A 23,404-nucleotide genomic window follows, 5' to 3' on the forward strand; every position below is an offset into this window, starting at 1 on the left:
TCAGTGCTTAAACAACGCAGAGGTTTAGATGAAATTTAACTGGAAAGTAGCAGTTAGCATAGTAGTGCTGATAAGTGGGGTAGCGGCAGCTGCAGTGGCTTATTGGCAGGTAAGCAGCGAGCAAAAGCAGCGACGGGTTGATGTGATCAATCTAAACAAATTTATGTCAGAGCTAAATTGCACTAAGCCAGCTAATCAGGCCGAAGCAATTATTTGCTCTGACGATACTTTGCAGCTTTTGGATAGGCAGCTGGCAGTGGCATATCACAATAACAGCTTGAACACTTTTTGGCAGTTCAATCATGCAATTGAAAAACGGGCCGATGCTCCTTGTATCAAAGACTGTCTGGTATCTATGGACAAATTGCAGCAGCGCTGGATATCAAAGGTTCGCAACCGCTGCAGTAATGTTGAATGTTTAACCAAGGTATACATTGAGCGGATAGCCGAGTTAAATGGGCAGCCTGAACCACTACCAACATTCAGAGTTGATCTAAATAGAGACACTGAAATGTGCCACGCCATGTTGGAAGTCCTCAATCAAACGCCACGCGACCAGTTGGGTGCCTGCACCCGTTATGACTTTAGCGGCAGTCCATTTAGCCAAGTTTCTACCAAATTAACTTCAGAGCATTGGCAAAATGCTGAACAGTTTTTACATCAAAAGAACCTGTTACGGGATGGAAAAAATATCAGGCCATTTGGAGCTTTTGCAGATGCGTGGCCGGAATTGAATAATCAATATCAAGCAGGAGCACGCAAATTGTATGGCGTTAAACAAGGGGGAGGCGAAGATGAGGAGGTGCCCTGGTTGTTGGAAGTCCGTTACACAGGTGCCTCTTGTCAGACATTACCTTATGGTACCAGGAAAGAAAGAAGCCAAATATTCAGTAAAATTAAAGACGAACTTAAAAAAGGTGGTGTTGCCGCTGAGGTATCTCACGCAGAGCGACACGGCTGGGAATCTGTTGTCGCAGCGCCCGATGCTGGTCAATCTGGATCAGTATATTCTGGTCAACTACTTCGTTATAAACAAGAATGGTTTGTACTCGATCAATCACGGATGAGTGTAATAAACGGGCCAGAAAGTCATTCTTTATCAAAATCATTTGTTTATATAAAAAAGATATATCCAGATATGAATGTTAGAACAAGTAGAGATCACGGCTATATGTGTAGTTATTGGTATAACTATTGAGTTTCAATTGGCAAGCCTGGCTTGAGTGGGGGGGGGAGTGGCATATTTATTTATTTATTTTAAAAATGCTTATTCAAATAACTTAAGAGTGAAAGCTTTAGTATTCGCTACTGCAGTAAGCGCTATAGTATTGAGTATGTTTGGTTGGAGTCTATTTGAAAATAGTGATTTTTATGTTTTCCACGATGAGTATGAGTTTGTTAGTGAGACTGGTGGTGGGCGAGTGAGTCCAACATTTTTATTGGCAAACTCAAAGGGCATTATTCATGAAGTAAAAGGTGGATATTTCGACTGCTTTTACAGGTTTGATTTAGAGAAAGTATTTTACATAGGGTTTGTTAATTTGGGTGGTGACAAAGTAGTTGTTGCTTGTGCTCAGGGAGACGTAAAACTAAATATCTCAGATGGTTTGCTAGCTGTTAATAAAGCCTTATTGCGCGCTCGATATATCGCTTGCGCTTCATTGATAGTTTTTGTTTTTTCAGTTTTCATTTTGTTTTGTTATTTTTACAGAAGAAAAATTTTATAGTTATATTTTAAGGAGGAAGTATGAGTCTGGCTTTTTTGTTGAGTGAGATATTTAATAAGCGAAATCTCGGTGCGGTGGAAATAGATGCTAATGTGACAGCGTTAGATTAAATAAATGGGGTCAGATCAAAATTAAATAGCAGCACTGCTTTTATTTGATTTTGCTGTGATTCTATTTTTTGTGCTGGCGGCTATGGAAACAGGCAGCGGCGGATTATAGAGCTTTTATTATCACCGGTGATTAAAGCGGTGGATGAAGGGGTAAGGGAGCGATGAGGTGTTCAGTGCTTAAACAACGCAGAGGTTTAGATGAAGTTTAAATGGAAAGTGGCAGTAGGCCTTGCTTTGCCTGTAAATGCAATGCTGGCAGGGTGGTTATACCTGCATATTAGCAACCAGAAAGCAGCAGATACAATTACAGAGTTTTACTGGCCAGACTTCAATTTCGAGCTGAACTGCACTGACACTGGCGCTAAAGTTGACATATGCTCCGATAAGTCATTGACGGATTTAGAGAAAGAGCTGGCTGTAGCTTATGCCAACGACAGTTTATGGCGGTATACCCAAGCATCTTTCGGTAATTACGATGATGTCTGTAAAAAAAGCAATATCAGAACCTGTTTAAGAGATCTTGAGAAACGCCAGCAGCGCTGGATAACCCGAAAGCGCGACCGTTGCGACACGGCTAAATGTTTAACTAAGGCCTATCGCGCTCGGATCAGCGAGCTTAATGGTCAGTCTGAGCCGCTAGCATCTTTCAGGTTAGGGTTAAGTCACGAGCCTGTTGTATGTGATGCCATGCTCGAAATACTTAATCGCACCCCGCGAGAACAGTTAGGTGCTTGCGCGCACTATGATTTTAGCACTACGCCTTTTACTCCTGTTACCACACGATTGACAGCCGAACATTGGCAAGAATTTGAACGCTTTAATTATAAAAAACGAGGGCAACAGCAAGAGCCATATTTTAAGCATTTGTCAGCAATGGAACAACGCTATCAAACAGGTTTACGGCGCTTATATGGAGTTCAATATCAGGACGCTAATAAGGATAACGTCGCTTGGTTGCAGGAAGTTCGCTTCCCCAGCCAGAGATGCCAAACCCAGCCCTATGGCTCTTATGACGAGAGACATCTTGCGCGCACAGAGCGTGATAATCAGTTTAGCGCATTGGGTACTGCAGGTGAGCTACAGCATGCAGAAAAATACGGTTGGATGTCTGTTATTGCAGCACCGGCAGCAGGATACAACGGCGTGCTACACAAAGGCCAGTTACTTCGATTTAATGATGAGTGGTATGTACTTAACCAGGAAGGGTTGGAGCTGATAAATAGCCCGGAGCGATATGTTGTTCAAAAGCATTTAGTTAAATTGCTTAAATTAAATTTGGATAAAAGTAGTTATTCAATTTCAGGGCTAAAGCTGGCTTGTGGCTATTGGTATAACTACTAATTTACATTCGAGGTGTGGGATGAAAATACATATTCCTTTAATTTTGAAGTTTTCCCCTTTGGTTTTATTTTTAAGTGCACTGTTAAGTATCTTAGGTTATAGGCTTGAACTGATTGATGAATCCGATGCTCATTGTACTTCAGGTGTGCTTGTTAGTGGTGATTCAAATCCCCGAACAGGTAGTTATCATGTCAAATTAGAAAGTGATAATAAAATTATCTCAGGTAACGTTCGGCATGTACAAAATAACCGCATTGCGCTCGGTGGGCGATATTTAGGAAAGCGATATGATTATTGCTATGTAGATAAATTTTCAATTGTATTGTTTTTCCCAAGTTCTATTCGTGAAATATATTTTAGAGAAAATCCTGAAATTTTTTTTAAGAATGAATTAGTCTCAGTTTCAAATGAAGCGGCATTTAAAGGTTTGTTTTTTAATTTTGTTAGTTTGATTTTTCTTTACTTCATTTCATTTTATTTTATAAGGATGTCTATTTATGAATAATAATTACTTAGAGTATGTCAGGGATGCGATTTATGAAAATATCCTCAGTGTTCGATTGGAGGATTTAAAACTAGCTGCTGCTTACGCTGTTTTAATCGATGTAATGCAGAGGGATGTCGATGCAAGCGAGAAAGCCCTTGCTGCGGGGTTAGTTTTTTTAGAGACGTTCAGTTACTTATCTGAGAACACATCAATTGATATAAACGGAAAAAAAGTCAAGCTTTCGACACTTTCTGATAATTTAGGGATAGCAGGAGAGATATATAATTTTAGGTTTTTGTATAATACTGCAATTAGTGAATTAAATGATCCTCGTAATATAGAAGGAAAGCTCTCCCAGGAAACAATTTCAGGGGTGTTTCTAAGTGTATCAAATATTGCTGACTCTATTATTGATGTTGTTGCGTCAAGATTTCCTTCAGTGCCTGCTAAGATTCTTCAGATTTTATCAAAAGCAATAAATATTTCTTTGGCATACTGGAATATGAATGCAGAGAGTTTGCAGGAGGCCATTGATTCAAATATAGAAAATATTGAAGCATTAGGTAGCCATCTTGAAGCGGAGCTTAACGAGCGTACCGGCGAATATATAAGTTTCTACAATAACGCCTTACAGTCAGCTGCTGAAATTTCTGGTCTTAGTGTCGCCGAGTTAGGACAAGGGCCTGAAGGCTTACCTTCACCGGTGCAAATGTTGGAAAATTTGGCTGATGATGTAACTGGCGATTTAAAGGAACGCTTAAAGCGTGCGAAAGAAATTGGATTGAATGAATCTTATGAAGATGCCAAACTTCAAGTAGAAACCTGGATTGGCGAAGAAGAAGGCGATAAGGGCCAGTTTGACCGGATTGCTGAATGGCAGCTAACCGGCTGGTTGAAGTCAGCTTACGGTAAAGCACTAGACAAAATCCAATCCGATATTTTGTCTGACACTCATAGCGATACCCTCAACACTATCAACGCCCAACTTGCTGGCATTATCAATGGCTACAGCCATATCGACGAGGCCGACAAAGCCGCTATTCTTGCTGGCTGGCAGCAAAAATTTGCCGGTGAATTTGCCTTAGAGCGCAACGGCTCTGACGCTCTGCTGCTGGATGAAATAACCCGCTTAAAAGCCGAAATGGCCCGCCTGGGTGCAGGTGAAGGCACATCCATTTTAGATATGGTCAACCCAATTAATGGGATCACAGCAAAGTTAAATAGCAATTCTGCTTTTATTTGATTTTTCTGTGATTCTATTTCTGGTGCTGGCGGGTATGAGAACAGCCAGCGGCGGATTATAGAGTTTTTATTATCACCGGTGATTAAAGCGGTGGATGAAGGGGTAAGGGAGCGATGAGGAATTCAGCGCTTAAGCAATGCAGGGGTTTAGATGAAGTTTAAATGGAAAGTGGCTGTAGGGTTTTTACTGCTGGGGGCTTTAGCAGGTGGTGCTGTTACCTACTGGCAGCAAGATAAAGCGCCAACAACAAAACGCCGCCTAGCTATTGAAGCGCCTGTATTTACGCCCGAGGTGGATTGCAGCAATGCTGTAACTGACGCAGAAAAACTGATCTGTGCAGATGAAATCTTAAAGCAGTTGGATGCAGAGTTAGCGGTTGCTTATCACAATGATCTGCTCTGGCAGTTGCATGCAGCAAAGTTTGCCATTAACCCGGAGCTGGAAATACAGCATGGCTGCATAAAGCAGCAACGTGAGCAATGCCAACAGCGGATTGAAGCAACACAACGACAGTGGGCGGCTGATAGCCGGGATCAATGTAAAACAGCTGATTGCCTGGTTGCAGCGTATAAAAGCCGCATTGCACAGATAAACGGCCAATCAGAGCCGTTACCAAACTTTCGCTTAAGCACCAACCGCAGGCCAGAAATGTGCGAAGCAATGCTGGAAGTATTAAACCGCACGTCAAGACAGCAGCTAGGAGCCTGTAACGAGTTTGATTTTTCTAATACGCCGTTTAGCCGAGTAGCTAATGACGCCGGACCAGATTTGCAAATGCAGTTTGTGCAATACCAGCATGCTGACAGCAGAAATAGGGATGTGCCCTTTGAGCAACATTGGCCCGATATTGAGCAGCAGTACCATAGCGGCCTGAAAAAGCTGTTTGCTGTGCAGATTGATGCTGATGGCGATGGGCAAAATGAATGGCTTTTAGAATTCAATGAACCTCACTATGTGTGCAAAGTGTTGCCAGGAGTTAGCGTTGAGGAACGTAAATCTCAAGTACCTGGCAGCTACTATGAATGGAGCGAACTTAACAAAGAAGAACGGCTAGAACATGGTAATCGCCATGGCAGATACTCATCTATGACTCTTTTGAAAGATGGGAAAATTTATTCAGTTGAAGGTGGCAGGTTGATTCAATATCAGAACGAGTTATTAGTTCTTAGACAAGGATTGATGATGGGTATTATTGATTCAAAAGTGAAGAACTGGATTGAACTTGATTACATTCCAAAAAAGCCATTTTCGGAAAATTATTGGTATTCTCATTCGTATTGTCAGTATTGGTATAACTATTAAATTTAAAGGTTTTAAATGAAATTAAAAGGTTTGTTTGGGTTTAAAGCAATTGTTTTAGTTTTATCACTGAGTTTTGCTTTTAGCTATTTTAACTATAAAAATGCACTAGTTACTGAACAGGATTTGTTTTGTGCGCTAGGAGTTCTTCAAAGTTCTGACAGTGCTGGTAGGGGGGGAGGTAGATATGTCCGTCTTAAACCAAATGATTTTTCAATTGAAATTGAAGGAGAGGTGCGTATCGGGGTAGGCAGTTTGATGAAGCTAGGTGAAGAATATTACTTCTGCTTTATAGATAATTTTTCTTTCAATTTCGTTATTCCCGATTCTCGAGGGTACGTATATTTTCTTCCGGATGATTTAGAACGATCTGATTTTACTGCAGCTGTAGTTGCAAGGTCAAATTACCATGAGTGGCATGGTTTTTGGCTTAACTTCATTTCATGTTTGTTTTTTTACTTATTCGTTGTTTTAACTTTTTTTAATAGGGAGCGTTATTAGTTATGAGCGGGCAATTTTTACGAGAAATCAAAAATATTTTTAGTGATGATTTAGATAAATTTCAATTGGCGGCAGCGTATGCAGTGTTGGACGATGTTTTAAAACGTGATGTTAGTTTGGGGGAAAAGTCACTAGCTGCGGCATTGGTTATTTTGGACACAATTAAGTTGATAGCTGAAAATACCACTATAGAAATAAGCGGAGAAAAAGTAAAACTTACGAAGGTCTTAGATTCTCTAGGAGTTATGGGTGAGATAGTAAATTTTTCGAATAACTACAATACAGCAATTGATGAACTAGACGATCCCAAAAACAATGGTCAGCTATCTCCCCAAACTATCAGTGGTATCTTTTATGGTTTGTCAAATATAGTTGATGTTGCAATTAACGCATTAACTTCTCATATACCAGCAGTACCAGCGCAAATACTAAAGTTTGCGTCAAAAACCATAAATATCTCGTTGGCATTCTGGCATATTAATTCTGAAAGTTTGCAAGAGGCAATCGATTCGAATTTCAATAATATAAAGCTATTACACGATCGGTTCTCACTTGAACTTGAAAACCGCTCTTCTAGCTACATCAGCACCTACAATAATGCAGTACAAAAAGCCAGCGAGATATCTGGGCTGAGTATCGAAGAACTTGCCGGTGGCTTAGGTGACTCTTTAACTGTAGAGGCATTTATTAAAAATGTCGCGAGTGATGAAATTACCAAATTTAAAGATAGGTTGAACCGGGCTGAAGAGTTTGGCCTAAACGAATCTTACGATGAAGCTAAAGCTGCTGTAGAAATGTGGATTGGTGAAGAGGCAGGTGATAAAGGCCAATTTGACGCTTTGGCTGAAACGCAAATAACGATTTGGTTAAAAACAGTCTATGGCAACGCACTAGACAAAATCCAAGCCGATATTTTGTCTGACACTCATAGCGATACCCTTAACACTATCAACGCCCAACTTGCCGCAATTATCAATGGCTACAGCCATATCGACGAGGCGGACAAAGCCGCTATTCTTGCTGGCTGGCAGCAAAAATTTGCCGGTGAATTTGCCTTAGAGCGCGCTGGCTCTGATGCGTTGTTGTTGGCAGAAATTACCCGTTTGAAAACAGAAATGGCCTTGCTTGGAATTGGCGAAGGCACCTCGATATTAGATTTGCCCAACCCGGTTGAACAGTTAAATACGTTGATTGAACAACAGCAAGCGGCGTTGCTTGAGGCTATGCAGGGTATTACTACTGGTTTCTTTGGTGAGTTTACCGATTATGTTAGCGGAGTGGATGAGCGGCAGCAGCAACGGGATGAGCTAGCTTTGTCAACGCCAGAAGGAATGCTTGATGCTGCCAGTATCTTTGCAGAGCAACCTACCAACGGGTACTTAAGTGACCTCAGTAAAGAAGAATGGATTGGTTATAAAGGTATTCGTTATAACGTGAATAAAACTCAAGCTGTTTTTTATGACGGCAATGTGTTTGAAGAGGGGCTTGAGTTCAATAGTAATAGTTATAGATTTGACGGCAGTAAAAGCGACGATATTTTACATGGTGCAGATGCCCATCGTAGCCGGTTATGGGGAAATGATGGCAATGACATTATTACACTTAGTGGTTCAGGTAGCACTGCTTATGGTGGTGCTGATAATGATCATATTTCAGCAGGTGGCACTGGACAGTACAAAATTATTGGTGGTACCGGGCATGATACTGTAATAACAGGCATGTCACAGGATTTTGTTTTTTTAGACTCACAGGATGGAACCAATAACGCTGAATTAGATGGAGACGATTACGCATTAACAGGAGATGGAATAGATTGGGTAGATGGTGGTGATGGTAAAGACATTATTAATGCCGGCGAAGGAGACAACCTTGTTTTTGGTGGTAGGGGGCAAGACACAATTATTGTAGGTAATGGTAATAATCAAATTTTTTCAGATGGTTACTCTACGATGACAGAAAGTACTACTGTTAGCGACGGTTTTGTTACAACAACTTGGGAACTTCAAGGATATGTCCATGCTGATACAGCGTTAGAAAAGAATCAGTTCAATGACCTGATAATGACGGGTAATGGTAACAATAGAATAGTAGCCGGTGCTGGCGACGATAACATTATAACGGGTGATGGCAATGATATTATTCATGGTGATGCTAGACCAGAAAATAAATATGTAAATGTTGGCAATATTGAAATTGGAGAAGAGCTGCCGACGGACTATCACGGCAATGACACAATATATGCTGGTGGTGGCAACGATATTGTTTATGGCGGTGGAGGAGACGATTTTATAGATGGCGGCGCAGGCAACGATGTATTGTTTGGTGATGACCCGGATATTGAGGGGATTACTGGCAATGATACGATTTACGGCGGCGACGGTAACGACCAGATAGACGGCGGCGCTGGTGATGACAAACTCTATGGCGACGCAGGTAATGACATAATCTGGGGCCGGGACGGTAACGATAATATTGACGGCGGCACGGGCGATGATTTGCTGGATGGTGGCGCCGGCGAGGACACCATTTTTGGTGGAGAAGGTAAAGACCAAATATGGGGTCGTGATGGTAATGATACTTTGTTTGGGAATGATGGTGACGATGTTCTAAGCGGCGGTGACGGTGACGATACAATAGATGGCGGCAATGGTAACGATATTCTGCTGGCTGATGGTGGCAATAATGTATTGCTTGGTGGCGGTGGTAATGACAAGTTATATGTTTATTACGGCGCGACTGCCGGAGCAACAAATGTATTAGATGGTGGTGACGGTAATGACCTGCTGGTTTCTGGTGTGGGTAACGATACCTTGCTTGGTGGGATTGGTGACGACAAGCTGCAAGCAGGTGCAGGTAATGACCAATTAGAGGGTGGAGTAGGAAATGATATTCTGCTCGGCCAGAGCGGTGACGATATCCTGAATGGTGGTAAAGGAAACGATAGGCTATTTGGTGGTTCAGGCAATGATGCCTATATTTTTAATAACGGTGACGGCCGGGACCAAATTGTTGATAGGTTAGGCTCAACCACTCTGCGTTTTAATGCTGCTACATCAGGTTCACTTCAGTTCATTAAAACTGCTTTCGCTGTGTTAATGCAACATGGCGAGGGCGATTTAGTCGAAATAGATAGTGCCAGTTTTGATGCCATTACAACTATTGAGTTGGGCGATGGCACAGAAATAGATATGGCAGAACTAAGGCTACAACTTGCCGAGCAGGATTTACCTGAAGATACTAAATACTTTTCTGTAGCAGGTGTGGAGCTGACACCAGAAATTGATATTGACGGTAAGCCCATCGTGCCAGTCGAAGCAGTCAAGCAGCTGGTTACTTTGGCTGATGGCACTGTTATTGAGTCGAAGAAGTCGCCTGCTTCAGGAGATACTTTGCTTGAAAGGCCGTTTGCAACCCCTTTGACAATTAATGGCACAGCTGATTCGGATACCTTGGTTGGAGGCGGTGGTGACGATACCTTGTCTGGAATGGCTGGTGACGATGTGCTAGATGGCAGCGAAGGCGACGATCTACTTCGCGGTGGTGCTGGTAGTGATATTTATATGTTCAGTCGGGGCTGGGGCCAGGATACCATTGACAATTATGATACCGGTACAGATAAAACCGATGCCATTGTATTTGACGATGGAATATCACCAGAGGATATCCAGGTTAGTCGTGTAGGCACGCAGCTATTTTTGTTTATATCCGATAGCACTGACCAGATTAAAGTGACTAACTTCTTTCAAAATGATGGCAACAGTGATTATAGGCTGGAAGAAGTGCGGTTTGCCGACGGTACTGTATGGGGCGTGGATGAATTAAAACTTAAGTCTTTACAAGGAACAGATGGAAATGACGCTTTACAAGGTTTTAATACTGATGACAATTTAAATGGCGCCGCTGGTGATGACCGTATATTTGGTCGGTCGGGCAATGATCAATTATATGGTGGAGCCGGCGATGACATATTAGAAGGTGGGAGTGGTGATGACATTCTTGACGGTGGTGAAGGCGATGATAAGTTAATTGGTGGTGGTGGCAGCGATACTTATCGTTTTGCACGTGGTTGGGGACGCGACACAATTGATAATTACCATCATGACACTAGTACGTTAAAAACGGATGCCATTGAATTTGCTGAAGGCATTTTACCCGCTGATATCATTATAGATAAATCTAGCCACGATTTAATATTGCGATTAGCAGATAGTTCAGACTCTATTAATGTTAAAGAATACTTTAGGGATGATGGCAATAATTCATTTAAGTTAGAAGAGATACGCTTTGCCGATGGGACAGTGTGGACCGCTGACCACGTCAAATCGCTGTCTATGCAAAGTACGGAAGGGGATGACGAAATAGATGGCTTTTCAACTGATGATGTTATTCGAGGTGGATTTGGCGATGATCGGTTATATGGCGGCGGTGGTAATGACAAGCTATATGGCGATGAAGGGCATGACTGGCTTTTTGGTAATGACGGAGATGATGAGCTTTTCGGTGGTGCCGGCAATGATGCACTTGAAGGGCATGCTGACGATGACATCCTTGAAGGTGGTGAGGGTGATGATAGATTATATGGAGGAGAAGGAAGTGATACTTATCGCTTTGCTCGCGGCTGGGGGCAAGATGAGATATGGAACTACAATGAAGGCATCAGCAAAACAGACGTCATTGAGTTTTTGGAAGGTATTTCTCCGACCGATATTAGTTTAACCCGCTCTGGTGATTCATTGATTCTGTCTTTAATAGGTAGTAATGACCAGATAAAATTATGGAATTATTTTGAGAATGACGGTTACAGCGCATATAAACTGGAAGAAATCCGTTTTACTGATGGTAGTGTACTAACCATTGAGCAAGTGAAACAGTTAGTGCTTCAAGGCTCCGCTGGTGATGATTCGCTTATTGGTTATGCCAGCGATGACGTCTTAAATAGTGATACTGGAAATGATTACATAAACGGTGGTGGAGGAAATGATCAGCTTTATGGTGGTGCAGGAAATGATTTTCTGGATGGGGGTGAAGGTAGCGATGTTTATCGCTTCTCCCGCGGTTGGGGCCAAGACACAATCCATAATTATGATGAAGGTGATAGTAAACTAGACGTTATTGAATTTGTTGATGACATTAAACCTGCTGATATCATAATTGGCCGGTCGGCTGATGATCTTGTATTAATGTTTAAAGGTAGTTCAGACAGTATTTACGTAATAAATTATTTCGAAAATAACGGCAACAGTACATACCGTTTGGAGCAGGTTCGTTTTGCTGATGGTACTATTTGGGATATTGCGGCAATAAATAACGTAGTGGTTGATGTTTCAGAGATAACTAACCCCATTGAAGGCTCTGATGATGCAGACATAATTAATGGCCTTGATAGTAACGACATTATATATGGCCATGATGGTGATGATTCCCTTTACGGACACGGAGGTGATGACCGTATTTACGGAGGCACCGGAAATGATGTAATTGAAGATAGCGAAGGCAACAACCAACTCTTTGGCGAAGACGGCAACGATACTATTACTGGAACAGGTCTACTTGATGGTGGTGCAGGCGATGACACTCTTGAAGGTAATGGAGCAGACACTCTGCGCGGTGGTGAGGGTAACGACACCTTAATAGCCCATAGCGATACCTGGACGCAAAATAGTAATACGCTTGAAGGCGGCAAGGGCAACGATACGATTTACGGCGGTTTTGGCGACGATACCTACATTTTTAATTTAGGTGATGGCGAAGACGTAATTATTGAACGGCGCCAGGGCGAAGCCTACAGCAATGTTGATGCATCAAATGATACCTTGCAGTTTGGTGAGGGTATTGCGGCGGACGATTTAATGTTTGTTCGTAGTGGCAGTGATTTGCTGATCCGCCATAGCAATGGTAGTGACAGCATTACTGTGCAAAATTGGTTTGCCGGCTCTGCCCATTACAAGCTGAATAGCCTGACATTTGCTGATGGCGCAACGCTTAATGTAACGCAGATAGAAAGCCAGCTGGTTACTTTTGGTACTGATGGTAATGACAGCATGTTTGGCTCGGCGCAAGTGGATGTGATATACGGCCAAGCGGGTGATGATTATATCGATGGCCGCGCTGGCGACGATACCCTTTACGGCGGTGACGGCAACGATACCTTAATTGGTGGCGCGGGCAACGACCTGCTGATTGGCGGCGCCGGCGATGATAAGTACGTGTATAACCCCCAGACTGGTCAGAACACTATTGATAACACAGGCGGCGGCTTTGATGGCGTATTCTTCACTGATGGTATTGATGCCTCTCGCTTAACCTTTAGCCAGGATGGCGATGATTTAGTGATCCTGGTCGATGGTGACGAAACACAAAGTGTGCGGGTGCTTAATCACTTCTTAGGTGGTGAGGCGGCCATAAGCTATGTGCAACCCAGTGGTGGCTATATGCTGACGGCAGAGCAAATTGCCGCAGCCATTGCCGGCGGTGGTGAAGAGCCTGTTGACCCAACAGATCCGGTTGATCCCACAGACCCGACTGATCCGGTTGACCCAACCGACCCCACTAATCCAGTTGATCCAGGTGATACAGGAACGCCTGGCTTGGGAGGTGATGATCAGTTAACCGGTACTACAAGCAACGATGTGCTACTAGCTGGTGCTGGCGATGATGTGCTAAGTGGCTTGGCGGGCAATGATCGCTTATTTGGTGGTACTGGAAATGATACTTATATTTACCATGCTGGCCAGGATGTGATTACGGAAGCCGGCGGTACCGATAAACTCATCTTCAGCAACGGCATTACCTTTAATCAGGTCGCGTCTGGTTTAATGAAGAGCGGTAATAACCTGGTGCTACGGGTAAACGGTAGTTCTGCCAATAGCGTTACCTTAACCAACTTCTTCCTTGGCGGTGATAGTCTGGTTGAAACCTTTGAATTTGAAACCGGTGGCAGTATTAGCGCAGCGCAGATTTTTGGTGCCTTTGGTCTGGCTATGCCTACAGGCGATGCCCCGTCGGAAAATGTGATAAATGGCAGTGCGGGGGATGATATTCTTACAGGTAGTACGGGTGCTGATGTATTAGTGGGCTCACATGGCAATGACACCTTAAATGGTGGCGCTGGCAACGATTTACTGAAGGGCGGCCGCGGAAACGATGCTTACATCTTCAGTGCTGGCGGTGGCCAAGACATTATAGATAACACCGGTGGTGGTGAAGATGAGTTGTTATTCGAAGGCATCAGCTTTAATCAGGTAGCTAGTGGTTTAATGAAGTCGGGTAACGACTTGGTATTAAACATTGGTGGCGGTAGCGACAAGGTTACCATTAAAAATTGGTTCCTCGGTGGTGACAATGTTATTCCGGTACTGCGGTTTGCCTCAGGTGGCCAGATTAGTGCTAATCAGATTTTTGGTGCTTTTGGTTTGGTGAATCCGAACTCGATGCAGTCACTTGCGTATACAGATTTGCCAGATGAGCGGGCTTTTGGCAATGTGTTTGTTGGCACGGCAACCGCAGAAAGCATTATTGGTTCTTCGGATGATGACTTTATCGACGGCGGTGACGGCAATGATACTTTGCGCGGCGGTGCAGGTAACGATTACCTGTTGGGCGGCCGTGGTAATGACATCTATCTATTTGGAACCGAAATGGGTAATAGCATTATTAATAATTATGACCCTTCAGTTGGCAGTATTGACATACTTCGATTTGATGAAGGTATAACCCCTACTGACGTTATAACACAACGAGATGGCGATAATTTAATATTACGAGTGGCGCAAAGTAGCGTAACTGTACTTAATTATTTTACTGAAAATAGTGAAAGTGCATATAGTCTGGATCAAATCGAATTTGCTAATGGCACGGTGTGGGACAGCAGTATAGTTGCATCACAGCTAGCCACTGCTGAAGTAAACAATGCCATTACCAACACTGATACAATGTCTGTGTTTGCAGCTATGCCGACGGTCAGTGATGCTGCTTTAAATATCGAACGGGAAGAGGTGTTAATACGAAAACCTGTTAACAGTGATGTTATGCCTGATATGCCAACAATTGGTTTTGATAAGCGTTTATTTGATCGCATTTGGATTGATATTATTCGACCCCAATTACCTGTTGCAGTATCTGATTCCGATTATGGCCAAGAAATATCTACTACACCATTAGTAGCATCAATCGAAGGCTCTATAAACAGTTTACAGATTATGCCAGGGAGTGATCTACCTGTTTATGATGATGTACCTGATGTTGACTCTGGTCTTACTTTGGTACAAGAAGATGTGCTCATTCATAAGCCAGTTAATGAAGATGTTCTGCCAGATACGCCAACAATTGGTTTTGACAAACGGCTATTTGATCGTATTTGGATTGACATTATTCGACCTCAATTACCTGTTGCAGAGTCTGATGATAACATTATGGATCCTTTAGATATCGAAGTTGTGCAAAGTGAATTAATAGCAGAAACAGTGCAACTGAGCGATAAGACTGCCTCAATAGCGGTAGATATAGCAGCGCATTATGCGGTTGTTGATACGCGTTATGCCAGCTTGGTAGACGCACTAAACTCATTCGACTCTGACGATGCTGAAATGGGTGCTAGTTTAGTGATCCAACCCAAGTTTGAGGAGCTATATTATTAATCTTATTTTTTAAAAAATAAGAGGTTGTTATTCCAACAATACCTGCTCAGTTAGTGGATATTGTTGGGGAATGCCCTGATAAATTTTAGGCATGATTAACCCAATTAAAACTGCTTGCAGCAGTAATGAAGCAACAACAAGCGCAATAAACTAAAAAGTCGACTAAGCGTAATGTCGATCAAATAATAATTTCTTTGATTGGTTTACCGATCCAGTGGCTAGTAAATAAAGGCTTACAGAATAATCTCTGTAGGCTTTTTTTATGCACATCAGTCAGGCACTGGAAACCGTTTTAGTAAACAGCCATACCAATAACTTGAAAGCTTTCGGACGTATTAGACCTGCTTTAATTGAAACAGAGCTTGGTATTGCAGGAAATTCAGCTATCAGAACCCGAAGCTTGCCCATGGAGCAAATGGCGTGGTTTTTCGTAAGGAAGATACGCCTAAGAATAGTGAAATATTACCCAGAACCAGGTCACACACTGGAGAAGCCTATTACCCGCAAATACGCATGGTCTGCCAGATGGAATTGACCGGTTCATTTACTAACGGCTAGCCGGTTTGATAGCGTTGTTATCAGTGAAATGATTCTGGCTGAGGATTTGATAGAGCATACCAGTGGAACTCGTTAACTTTGTTTGATAAAGGCCTTGACTCGTTAGGTTTGTTACATAAATGGCAAACTGTAGGCGAGCATTTTCATTGGTTGCTGCCGTTAAAAAAGCATATACAATATCAAGTTATCCGCTCGTTTGGTAAGAATGACCAGTTGATAAGGCTTACCACCACGGCGCAGTCGCGAAAGAAGTTCGCAATTTACCCGACACAATAGAAGCAAGATTACTGAGTAAAACCATTAAAGTAAAATAGGTTAAATTTTATACTCCCTGACCGACCCAATGCGTTTCCCCGCAACAGACATCGTTGCTTTATACTCGAACCGCTGGGAAATAGAGCTGGCTTTCAGAGAGATAAAACAGTCCATGTTGGATAATGCGTATATGCTTTGCACAAAACTATCCGATATGGTGAAGCAGGAATTATGGGGGAGTGTTGCTGGCCTTTAATCTCATCCATTATAAGATGGTGTTAATCGCAGCGTCACTAGGATGAATAACAAAAGTCGTGATGGATATGACAGCAATGGCTTCATTCTTCCTCTTAGCTGGTCGACGAGAACGTTGCTATCCTCGATGTATTAAATTGAGCAAACTGAGGTATCCCATTAAAAAGAAAAATGCCGGTCAGCTTAACTGACCAGAACTAGGACTAAGCCAGCATAAATTAAGGTGTTTCAGGATCATTTAAAAAATCTTGCCAACTTATCCACCCGTGATTTGCGTATTCCCGATCAGGCATAGCGGGTAAAAATGGCGGCCGCTCTCCGTTACGACAAAATATTCGCCATTCTGAAGAATTAACCGGCCAAAAATGACGAGCTACTAAGCGTGCTTTTTCAAACTCCATAATGGTTCGATGTTTTGGTGCTAAAAGCTCACCCCAACCACCAAATTCATCTTTAAAATAACTTTCTGGATCTTCTGGTGCATATTTACCAAGCTTCCCTAATGAAAACGCCTTTTTGTACTCAGCAATTGAACTGATACCTAACCTATGGGTTGCCTTTTTTATTTCATTATAGCTAGTCGTTAAGTCTTCAACTTCGTCACTATGAAGTAACTCACGACCTAGCTTCATAAAATCTTTCCAGCCAGGAAAGTCATCATAATACGTATGAGGAGAAGAGGGGATTTCATGTGGCCGCTCGCCCTTTGAGCAAAGCTTCCTAAATTCAACATGTAGTGGTCTAATAAAACCGGACACCAATTTAAGTGGTAAGATTACCACGTTAAGAGAGGGGCTATTACGTTGTTTTCTTTTCTATCTTCGTTAGCCTGTGTGGTATATTAAAAATCAGTTTATAGATATTTGATATTATTATCATGCTTTGGGGCAGTAACAATTCCTTGGTATAAAATTAGGCTGGTATGAAACCATATTCTCCTCCATTTAAATTAACTCATAACATGATGCGTTTAGTTGCTGACATTTCTGGCTCTATCGGAAAGTGGACAGCGGTAAATCAAGGTTTATTAGTACCAAAATTAAGGAAAGAGAATCGAATTCGCACTATACAGGCCTCATTGGCAGTGGAGCAGAACACACTCACCTTTGAACAAGTTACAGCGGTTGTTGACGGAAAACATGTTTTAGGCACACCAAAAGAAATTCAAGAGGTACAAAATGCTTTTGTAGCTTATGAAGCGATGGAGCACTTTGAACCTGCCAATATAGACGATCTTTTAAGTGCCCATAAACTATTACTGTACGGCCTAATACCGGATGCAGGTAATTGGCGTAGCGGTGGCGCAGGAATTTATCGTGGTGATCAGTTGGTTCATATGGCTCCGCCTGCAAATCAAGTTCCTCGGCTTATAGCACAATTGACCCAGTGGCTCGCGACGTCTGAAGCCCACCCCTTAATTGCTTCTTCTGCATTTCACTATGAATTTGAGTTCATTCATCCATTTAGTGATGGCAACGGCAGGATGGGGCGTTTATGGCAAACTCTTATACTGAGCCAGTGGCAGCCAATACTGGCATATTTGCCAGTAGAAACGGTGATTAAAGCTAAGCAAGACGAATACTATAAGGCTTTTCGTCATGCCGACGCGACGAGTGATTGTTCCTTATTTATTGAGTTTCTACTTGATGCTATAAACACAGCGTTAGATGAAGCAATATCGTCATCTGAAATAACGCTGGTGCAAACGCGGGTACAAACGCGGGTAAAAACACCTGAGAAAATCTTGCAATTACTCCGTATAAACCCTGAATTGTCGCTTTTAGATATTGCCAACCACCTCGGTAAAGCACTTAGTACTATTGAGCGTGCTGTAGTAAAACTACAGCAGCAAAATAAACTTATTTTTGAAGGTGCAAAAAAAGATGGCCGATGGAAAGTGCTGGATTAAAAGATAGGGAACTGCATTTCCAGCTTGTCGTGTTTCTTCATATTTAATGCTTGCTTTTTTACTCGAGCGTGATGAACGAGATTTCTTTATTTATATACTCATACTCAAATTTCAGGCACAAAAAAACCGACTTAATGTCGGTTAGATTGGTTGCGGGAGCCGGATTTACGACCTTCGCCCCGTGGTTATAATGAGGAGCCCGACGAGCTTTCTTTATTTATATACGCATACTCAAATTTCAGGCACAAAAAAACCGACTTAATGTCGGTTAGATTGGTTGCGGGAGCCGGATTTGAACCGACGACCTTCGGGTTATGAGCCCGACGAGCTACCAGGCTGCTCCATCCCGCGTCCATGTATTACCCTTGAGCAGAGAAGGTAATATGTTGATTTGCAAGACGTTAATTGATGACCTTTGGTGTAAACAAGTCACAATTGGTTGCGTAAGCTTAGGTTTAGACCTTGGCCCCGTGGTTATAAAGAGGAGCCCGAGGGCTTTCTAAATAATCACTACACACTCAATTTGGTTGCGGGAGCCGGATTTGAACCGACGACCTTCGGGTTATGAGCCCGACGAGCTACCAGGCTGCTCCATCCCGCGTCCGTCATTGCGGAGCGCATAGTAGGTGGTTTTGGTTAATCTTGCAAGTGTTTGTTAGAGTTTTTTGTTATTAACTCAGTTGTTTGCTGGATTTATGGGCGACTTGGCTTTTGTTTGTACATTTTTTCTGTCATTTACAAAACTAGATCTGTGTTGCAGGCACATTCTGATATACTAAGCGCCAATTTTAATAAGGGTTTGGTTAGCATGCTGGAATTCTGGGCGTTAACGTCTAAAGGTGTTGAAGAGTTAGTTGCAGATGAAATACGTTTGCACGGTGGTGAAGTCATTAAGATGACGATGGGTGTAGTACGTTTTAAAGCGGAGCTGCGTACTGCGTATCAATTATGTTTATGGTCGCGTATGGCAACGCGCATTATGCGTTTGATCCAGTCTGAGCCGATTACTGCCGATAGCGATTTATACCAAGTGGCGTCTAAAATAGATTGGCCACAGCAGATGGCGCTTAGAAATACCTTAGCAGTAGACTGCGTAGGCAAGCATGCCAAAATTGATAATACCCAATTTGGCGCTATTCGCTTAAAAGATGCCATTGTTGATCAGTTTCGTGAAGAAACTGGCCATAGGCCAGATGTTGACCGGATGAACCCGGATGTGCGTTTTCAGGTGCGTTTAGATAGAAATTATTTCCACTTTTTACAAGACTTTTCTGGCTCGTCTTTACACCAGCGCGGTTATAGAAGTGGTCAGGGTGAAGCACCGTTAAAAGAACATTTAGCGGCAGCTTTAATTAAACGTTCAGGTTGGCAAGTTGACCAGCCGTTTTTTGACCCTTTTTGTGGTAGCGGTACTTTAGTAATAGAAGCGGCTTTATTAGCGTTAAATAAGGCACCGGGTTTAGCCCGTGAGCGCTTTGCTTTTGAAAGCTGGCCTGGCCATCGTGAAGCTATATGGCGTGAGTTAAAAGCTGAGGCCAAAGCGGCTGAAAAGCCATTGCCTACAAGCATTCAGTTTTACGGCTCTGATACTGATGAGCGGGCTTTAGCTAAAGCGAAACAAAATGCTGCTAAGGCTGGTATTAGTTCAATTACCCAGTTTAGTTATGGCGATGCCACTAAGTTAAATGCGGCAGTGTCTAGTAGTGCAGGTATGATTGTTACTAACCCGCCTTATGGTGAGCGCTTAGGTGAGTTACCTACTTTAATTCCGTTGTATAGTCAGTTCTCTGTGGCATTAAAGCAGCATTATCAAGGCTGGCGTTTAGCTATTATTACCTCGAATGCTGACTTACTGCGGGCTTTGCGTTTATCACGCTCTAAAACCTATAAGTTCACCAATGGGCCTTTAGATTGTGAATTTACCTTATTTGATTTAACTGAAAAGCAAGTCGCCGTAAGCTCTGATGCGCCATCACTATTCTTCCAAGAAAGTAGTGCCTTTGGTAATAGGTTAGCTAAGAATTTAAAGCAGCTGCGTAAATGGGCCAATAAAGAGCAAATTAATTGCTATCGGCTTTATGATGCTGACATTCCTGAGTATAACGTGGCTGTTGATTGGTACGACGGTGAGGTTGTGGTGCATGAATACGCAGCCCCCAGCACGGTTGATGAACAAGTTGCCCAAAAGCGTTTATTTGATGTTGTAAACCAAGTGCCGCCGGTATTGGCTATTACATCAGATAAAATGATTTTAAAAGTGCGTGAAAAGCAAAAGGGTACTTCGCAGTATCAAGCCTTAGCGAAAAAAGCGGGCCAATATAAAGAAGTGGTTGAGTATGGCGCTAAGTTTTTAGTTAATTTACGCGATTACTTAGATACCGGCTTGTTTTTAGATCACCGCATTACCCGGCGCATGATCCAGCAACAGGCTAAGGGTAAGTCGGTATTAAACTTGTTTGCCTACACGGGCACGGCGTCGGTGCATGCAGCCATTGGCGGAGCGCGTAGTGTTACTACCGTTGATATGTCTAATACTTATTTAGACTGGGCTAAGAAGAACTTTACTATTAATGGTTTAACTGGCTCACAGTATAAGTTTGAGCAAGCAGATTGCTTACAATGGTTAAGCCGTTGTCGTGAGCAGTTTGATTTGATTTTTGTTGATCCGCCAACCTTTTCTAACTCGAAGCGGATGCAAGACAGCTGGGATGTGCAGCGTGACCATGTCGGCTTGCTCAATAAACTTATTCCGCGTTTAGCTGTGGGCGGTAAAGTTATTTTCTCTAATAATAAACGCAAATTTAAATTAGATACCCAGCAGCTTATTGACGCCGGTTGGCAGGTTAAAGATATTTCAGCGGCAACTTTGCCAGAGGACTTTAAGCGTAACCCACATATTCATGTTTGTTTTGAGCTTACTCGATGAGTAAAAAGCCGGTTACGCTATATAGCACTTGGGGCTGTCATTTATGTGATAGCGCTGAGGCATTATTAATCCAAAGCGGCTATCCGTATACTGTGGTTGATATTGTTGATGATGCTAAAGCATTAGAAAAGTATCGATTACTTATTCCTGTGATAGCGGTGCAGGAGCAAGAATTAAATTGGCCATTTGATGCCGAGCAATTAGCAATTTGGCTTAAGGAAGTAAATTAGTGGAATTATTACGTTTTCAACAAGCGTGTTTAGCTTTTGGTACCCATCCTATTTTAGATCGTGTTGATTTTAGTTTATTTAGTGGTGAGCGGGTATGTTTGGTTGGCCGTAATGGTGCGGGTAAATCATCGTTTTTGAAATTGTTGACCGGTCAACAAAATTTAGATGATGGCCAAATCGTTATTAATACCGGTGTGGTATTAAGTCGCTTAGAGCAAGATCCACCAGCAAAAATGGATGTTAAAATAGCTGATTTTATTCGCGAAGGCGCGGGCGATTTAGCCGAAAAGTTGCAGCAGTTTTATACTTTATCTGAAAATCTTGACGGCGCAGGTGAGGCTGAGTATCGGTTATTTGATCAGTTACAGTCTGAAATGGACACCCGTGACGGTTGGAGTTTAGACTCACGAGTTATTGATATTTGTCAGCAATTTAATATGGACCCAGAAGCAAACTTAAGCACCTTATCTGGTGGCTGGTTGCGTAAAGCCGCTTTAGCGCGTGCATTAATTGCTAAGCCTGATGTGTTATTGCTAGACGAACCAACTAACCACTTAGATGTTGAAGCTATTCAATGGCTAGAGCAGTTTTTATTGAACTTTAACGGCGCTATTATGTTTATTTCGCATGATAGGGCCTTTATTCGTGCCCTAGCGACGCGGATTATTGATCTTGATAGGGGAGAATTAACCTCGCATCCGGGCAATTACCAGATGTATTTAGATCGTAAGCAAAAAATGCTCGAAGATGAGCAACAACATAATGCCTTATTTGATAAGCGTTTAGCTGAAGAAGAAGTGTGGATCCGCCAAGGCATTAAGGCTAGGCGTACCCGTAATGAAGGCCGAGTACGGGCTTTAAAAGAATTACGTAAAGAGCGCGCGGCGCGTTTAGATAAACTGGGTAAAGTCGATTTTAATATTGAGCAGGCAGATAGATCAGGCAAGCTGGTATTTGAAGCTAAAGGCGTATCGCAGCAATTTGGTGATAACAAAGTTATAAAAGACTTAGATTTACTTGTAATGCGTGGCGACAGAATTGCTTTAGTAGGGCCTAACGGTGTAGGTAAGTCGACATTAATTAAATTATTATTAGGCGATTACAAACATTCAGCAGGTGAAGTAAAACGCGGCACTAATATTGAAGTAGCTTATTTTGATCAACACCGGATGGCGCTTGATTTAGAAGCGACAGTGCAAGATAACGTAGCGGACGGTAAACAAGAAATTACCCAAAATGGTAAAACGCGCCATGTTTTAAGTTACTTGCAAGATTTTTTATTCCCACCAGCACGAGCCAGAACACCAGTAAAAGCGCTATCGGGTGGGGAAAAAAACCGTTTATTGTTAGCTAAGTTATTTGCCAGACCCAGTAACCTGCTTATTTTAGATGAACCTACTAACGATTTAGATGTTGAAACCTTAGAGTTGTTAGAAGATATCTTGCAACAATATCAAGGTACTGTGTTATTAGTAAGCCACGACCGTGAGTTCGTAAATAATACGGTAACTAGCTCATTACTGTTTATTGGTGATGGTAAGATAGTAGAAATTGCTGGCGGATATGACGATGTTATAGCTTATCAGCAGCGGCAACAAGCTAAAGAGGCTACAAGCACAGTAGCAAAGTCAGTTGTTAAAGATAGCAATTCTTCACAAAAAACTGACACTTTAACCAGCACAGCAACTACTGAGCCAGTTAAAAAAAAGCTATCATACAAAGAACAACGTGAATTAGAGTCTTTACCTTTGCAAATTGAACAATTAGAGCAAGCTTTAGCTAAGTTGCAAGCCGAGGTAAATCAGCCTGAATTTTTTAAAGGCAGTGCTGAACAAACCCAGGCTACGTTGAACCAATTAGCACAAACCGAGTCGAAGCTGGCGCAAGCCTTTGCACGCTGGGAAATATTAGACGCATAATTAGAAGT

At 42.4% G+C, this 23,404-nt stretch carries 14 protein-coding genes and 2 tRNA genes; 13 read left to right on the plus strand and 3 right to left on the minus strand.

The annotated features are described in order from the left end of the window. The first annotated feature begins 28 nt into the window (after positions 1 to 28). The 9 genes from RDV63_RS08760 (at position 29) to RDV63_RS08800 (ending at position 16,413) form a co-directional block, all read left to right on the plus strand. Positions 29 to 1,198, plus strand: a complete 1,170-nt coding sequence (locus tag RDV63_RS08760; RefSeq protein WP_313909122.1) for a hypothetical protein — start codon at positions 29 to 31, stop codon at positions 1,196 to 1,198. Between the two features lie 37 nt (positions 1,199 to 1,235). Continuing rightward, entirely contained in the window at positions 1,236 to 1,727 is a 492-nt protein-coding gene (locus RDV63_RS08765) for a hypothetical protein (RefSeq protein ID WP_313909123.1), read from the plus strand. A 308-nt stretch (positions 1,728 to 2,035) separates the two neighbouring features. Then, a complete protein-coding gene (locus RDV63_RS08770; RefSeq protein ID WP_313909124.1) occupies positions 2,036 to 3,178 on the plus strand; it encodes a hypothetical protein in 1,143 nt (380 codons plus the stop codon). A gap of 19 nt (positions 3,179 to 3,197) precedes the next feature. Beyond that, positions 3,198 to 3,683 (plus strand): hypothetical protein, encoded by a 486-nt coding sequence (locus tag RDV63_RS08775; protein ID WP_313909125.1) that lies wholly within the window; start codon positions 3,198 to 3,200, stop codon positions 3,681 to 3,683. Then, on the plus strand, positions 3,676 to 4,908 hold the full coding sequence (locus RDV63_RS08780) for a hypothetical protein (RefSeq protein ID WP_313909126.1): 1,233 nt from the start codon (positions 3,676 to 3,678) through the stop codon (positions 4,906 to 4,908). The genes RDV63_RS08775 and RDV63_RS08780 overlap by 8 nt, the downstream gene beginning before the upstream one ends. 150 nt (positions 4,909 to 5,058) lie before the next feature. Beyond that, on the plus strand, positions 5,059 to 6,210 hold the full coding sequence (locus RDV63_RS08785) for a lysozyme inhibitor LprI family protein (RefSeq protein WP_313909127.1): 1,152 nt from the start codon (positions 5,059 to 5,061) through the stop codon (positions 6,208 to 6,210). A 15-nt stretch (positions 6,211 to 6,225) separates the two neighbouring features. After that, the gene (locus tag RDV63_RS08790) at positions 6,226 to 6,708 is read left to right on the plus strand and encodes a hypothetical protein (protein ID WP_313909128.1); all 483 of its coding nucleotides are present in this window, start codon (positions 6,226 to 6,228) and stop codon (positions 6,706 to 6,708) included. A gap of 2 nt (positions 6,709 to 6,710) precedes the next feature. Further along, positions 6,711 to 15,344: a calcium-binding protein gene (locus tag RDV63_RS08795; RefSeq protein ID WP_313909129.1), complete on the plus strand. Its 8,634-nt coding sequence runs from the start codon at positions 6,711 to 6,713 to the stop codon at positions 15,342 to 15,344. 901 nt (positions 15,345 to 16,245) lie between these two features. Beyond that, positions 16,246 to 16,413 carry a transposase gene (locus RDV63_RS08800; protein WP_313909130.1) on the plus strand — a complete coding sequence of 56 codons (168 nt, stop codon included), beginning with the start codon at positions 16,246 to 16,248 and terminating at the stop codon, positions 16,411 to 16,413. Between the two features lie 217 nt (positions 16,414 to 16,630). On the opposite strand, the gene RDV63_RS08805 is transcribed toward RDV63_RS08800, so the two are convergent. Further along, positions 16,631 to 17,044 (minus strand): hypothetical protein, encoded by a 414-nt coding sequence (locus tag RDV63_RS08805; protein ID WP_313909131.1) that lies wholly within the window; start codon positions 17,042 to 17,044, stop codon positions 16,631 to 16,633. Positions 17,045 to 17,334: 290 nt separating this feature from the next. Between RDV63_RS08805 and RDV63_RS08810 the strand changes: the two genes are divergently transcribed. Next, on the plus strand, positions 17,335 to 18,321 hold the full coding sequence (locus tag RDV63_RS08810; RefSeq protein ID WP_313909133.1) for a Fic family protein: 987 nt from the start codon (positions 17,335 to 17,337) through the stop codon (positions 18,319 to 18,321). A 274-nt stretch (positions 18,322 to 18,595) separates the two neighbouring features. Here the strand turns inward: RDV63_RS08810 and RDV63_RS08815 are convergent. After that, positions 18,596 to 18,672 (minus strand) — tRNA-Met (locus tag RDV63_RS08815). Between the two features lie 173 nt (positions 18,673 to 18,845). Beyond that, positions 18,846 to 18,922: transfer RNA gene (locus RDV63_RS08820), tRNA-Met, on the minus strand. A gap of 207 nt (positions 18,923 to 19,129) precedes the next feature. Between RDV63_RS08820 and rlmKL the strand changes: the two genes are divergently transcribed. Genes rlmKL through RDV63_RS08835 form a run of 3 tightly spaced genes read left to right on the plus strand, consistent with a single transcriptional unit; the run spans position 19,130 to position 23,396 of the window. Continuing rightward, positions 19,130 to 21,247: a bifunctional 23S rRNA (guanine(2069)-N(7))-methyltransferase RlmK/23S rRNA (guanine(2445)-N(2))-methyltransferase RlmL gene (gene rlmKL / locus RDV63_RS08825; RefSeq protein ID WP_313909134.1), complete on the plus strand. Its 2,118-nt coding sequence runs from the start codon at positions 19,130 to 19,132 to the stop codon at positions 21,245 to 21,247. Next, positions 21,244 to 21,477, plus strand: coding sequence for a glutaredoxin family protein (locus RDV63_RS08830; RefSeq protein ID WP_313909135.1), 234 nt, complete (start codon positions 21,244 to 21,246; stop codon positions 21,475 to 21,477). The genes rlmKL and RDV63_RS08830 overlap by 4 nt, the downstream gene beginning before the upstream one ends. Then, positions 21,477 to 23,396, plus strand: coding sequence for an ATP-binding cassette domain-containing protein (locus RDV63_RS08835; RefSeq protein ID WP_313909136.1), 1,920 nt, complete (start codon positions 21,477 to 21,479; stop codon positions 23,394 to 23,396). The genes RDV63_RS08830 and RDV63_RS08835 overlap by 1 nt, the downstream gene beginning before the upstream one ends. Positions 23,397 to 23,404 lie beyond the last annotated feature (8 nt).

The organism is Rheinheimera sp. MMS21-TC3, assembly GCF_032229285.1.
GTDB lineage: Bacteria > Pseudomonadota > Gammaproteobacteria > Enterobacterales > Alteromonadaceae > Alishewanella.

Coding starts and splice junctions, on each gene's coding strand:
- RDV63_RS08760 (WP_313909122.1), top strand. CDS start 29: ATGAAATTTAACTGGAAAGTAGCAGTTAGCATAGTAGTGCTGATAAGT.
- RDV63_RS08770 (WP_313909124.1), top strand. CDS start 2,036: ATGAAGTTTAAATGGAAAGTGGCAGTAGGCCTTGCTTTGCCTGTAAAT.
- RDV63_RS08775 (WP_313909125.1), top strand. CDS start 3,198: ATGAAAATACATATTCCTTTAATTTTGAAGTTTTCCCCTTTGGTTTTA.
- RDV63_RS08780 (WP_313909126.1), top strand. CDS start 3,676: ATGAATAATAATTACTTAGAGTATGTCAGGGATGCGATTTATGAAAAT.
- RDV63_RS08785 (WP_313909127.1), top strand. CDS start 5,059: ATGAAGTTTAAATGGAAAGTGGCTGTAGGGTTTTTACTGCTGGGGGCT.
- RDV63_RS08790 (WP_313909128.1), top strand. CDS start 6,226: ATGAAATTAAAAGGTTTGTTTGGGTTTAAAGCAATTGTTTTAGTTTTA.
- RDV63_RS08795 (WP_313909129.1), top strand. CDS start 6,711: ATGAGCGGGCAATTTTTACGAGAAATCAAAAATATTTTTAGTGATGAT.
- RDV63_RS08800 (WP_313909130.1), top strand. CDS start 16,246: ATGCGTTTCCCCGCAACAGACATCGTTGCTTTATACTCGAACCGCTGG.
- RDV63_RS08805 (WP_313909131.1), bottom strand. CDS start 17,044: ATGAAGCTAGGTCGTGAGTTACTTCATAGTGACGAAGTTGAAGACTTA.
- RDV63_RS08810 (WP_313909133.1), top strand. CDS start 17,335: ATGAAACCATATTCTCCTCCATTTAAATTAACTCATAACATGATGCGT.
- rlmKL (WP_313909134.1), top strand. CDS start 19,130: ATGCTGGAATTCTGGGCGTTAACGTCTAAAGGTGTTGAAGAGTTAGTT.
- RDV63_RS08830 (WP_313909135.1), top strand. CDS start 21,244: ATGAGTAAAAAGCCGGTTACGCTATATAGCACTTGGGGCTGTCATTTA.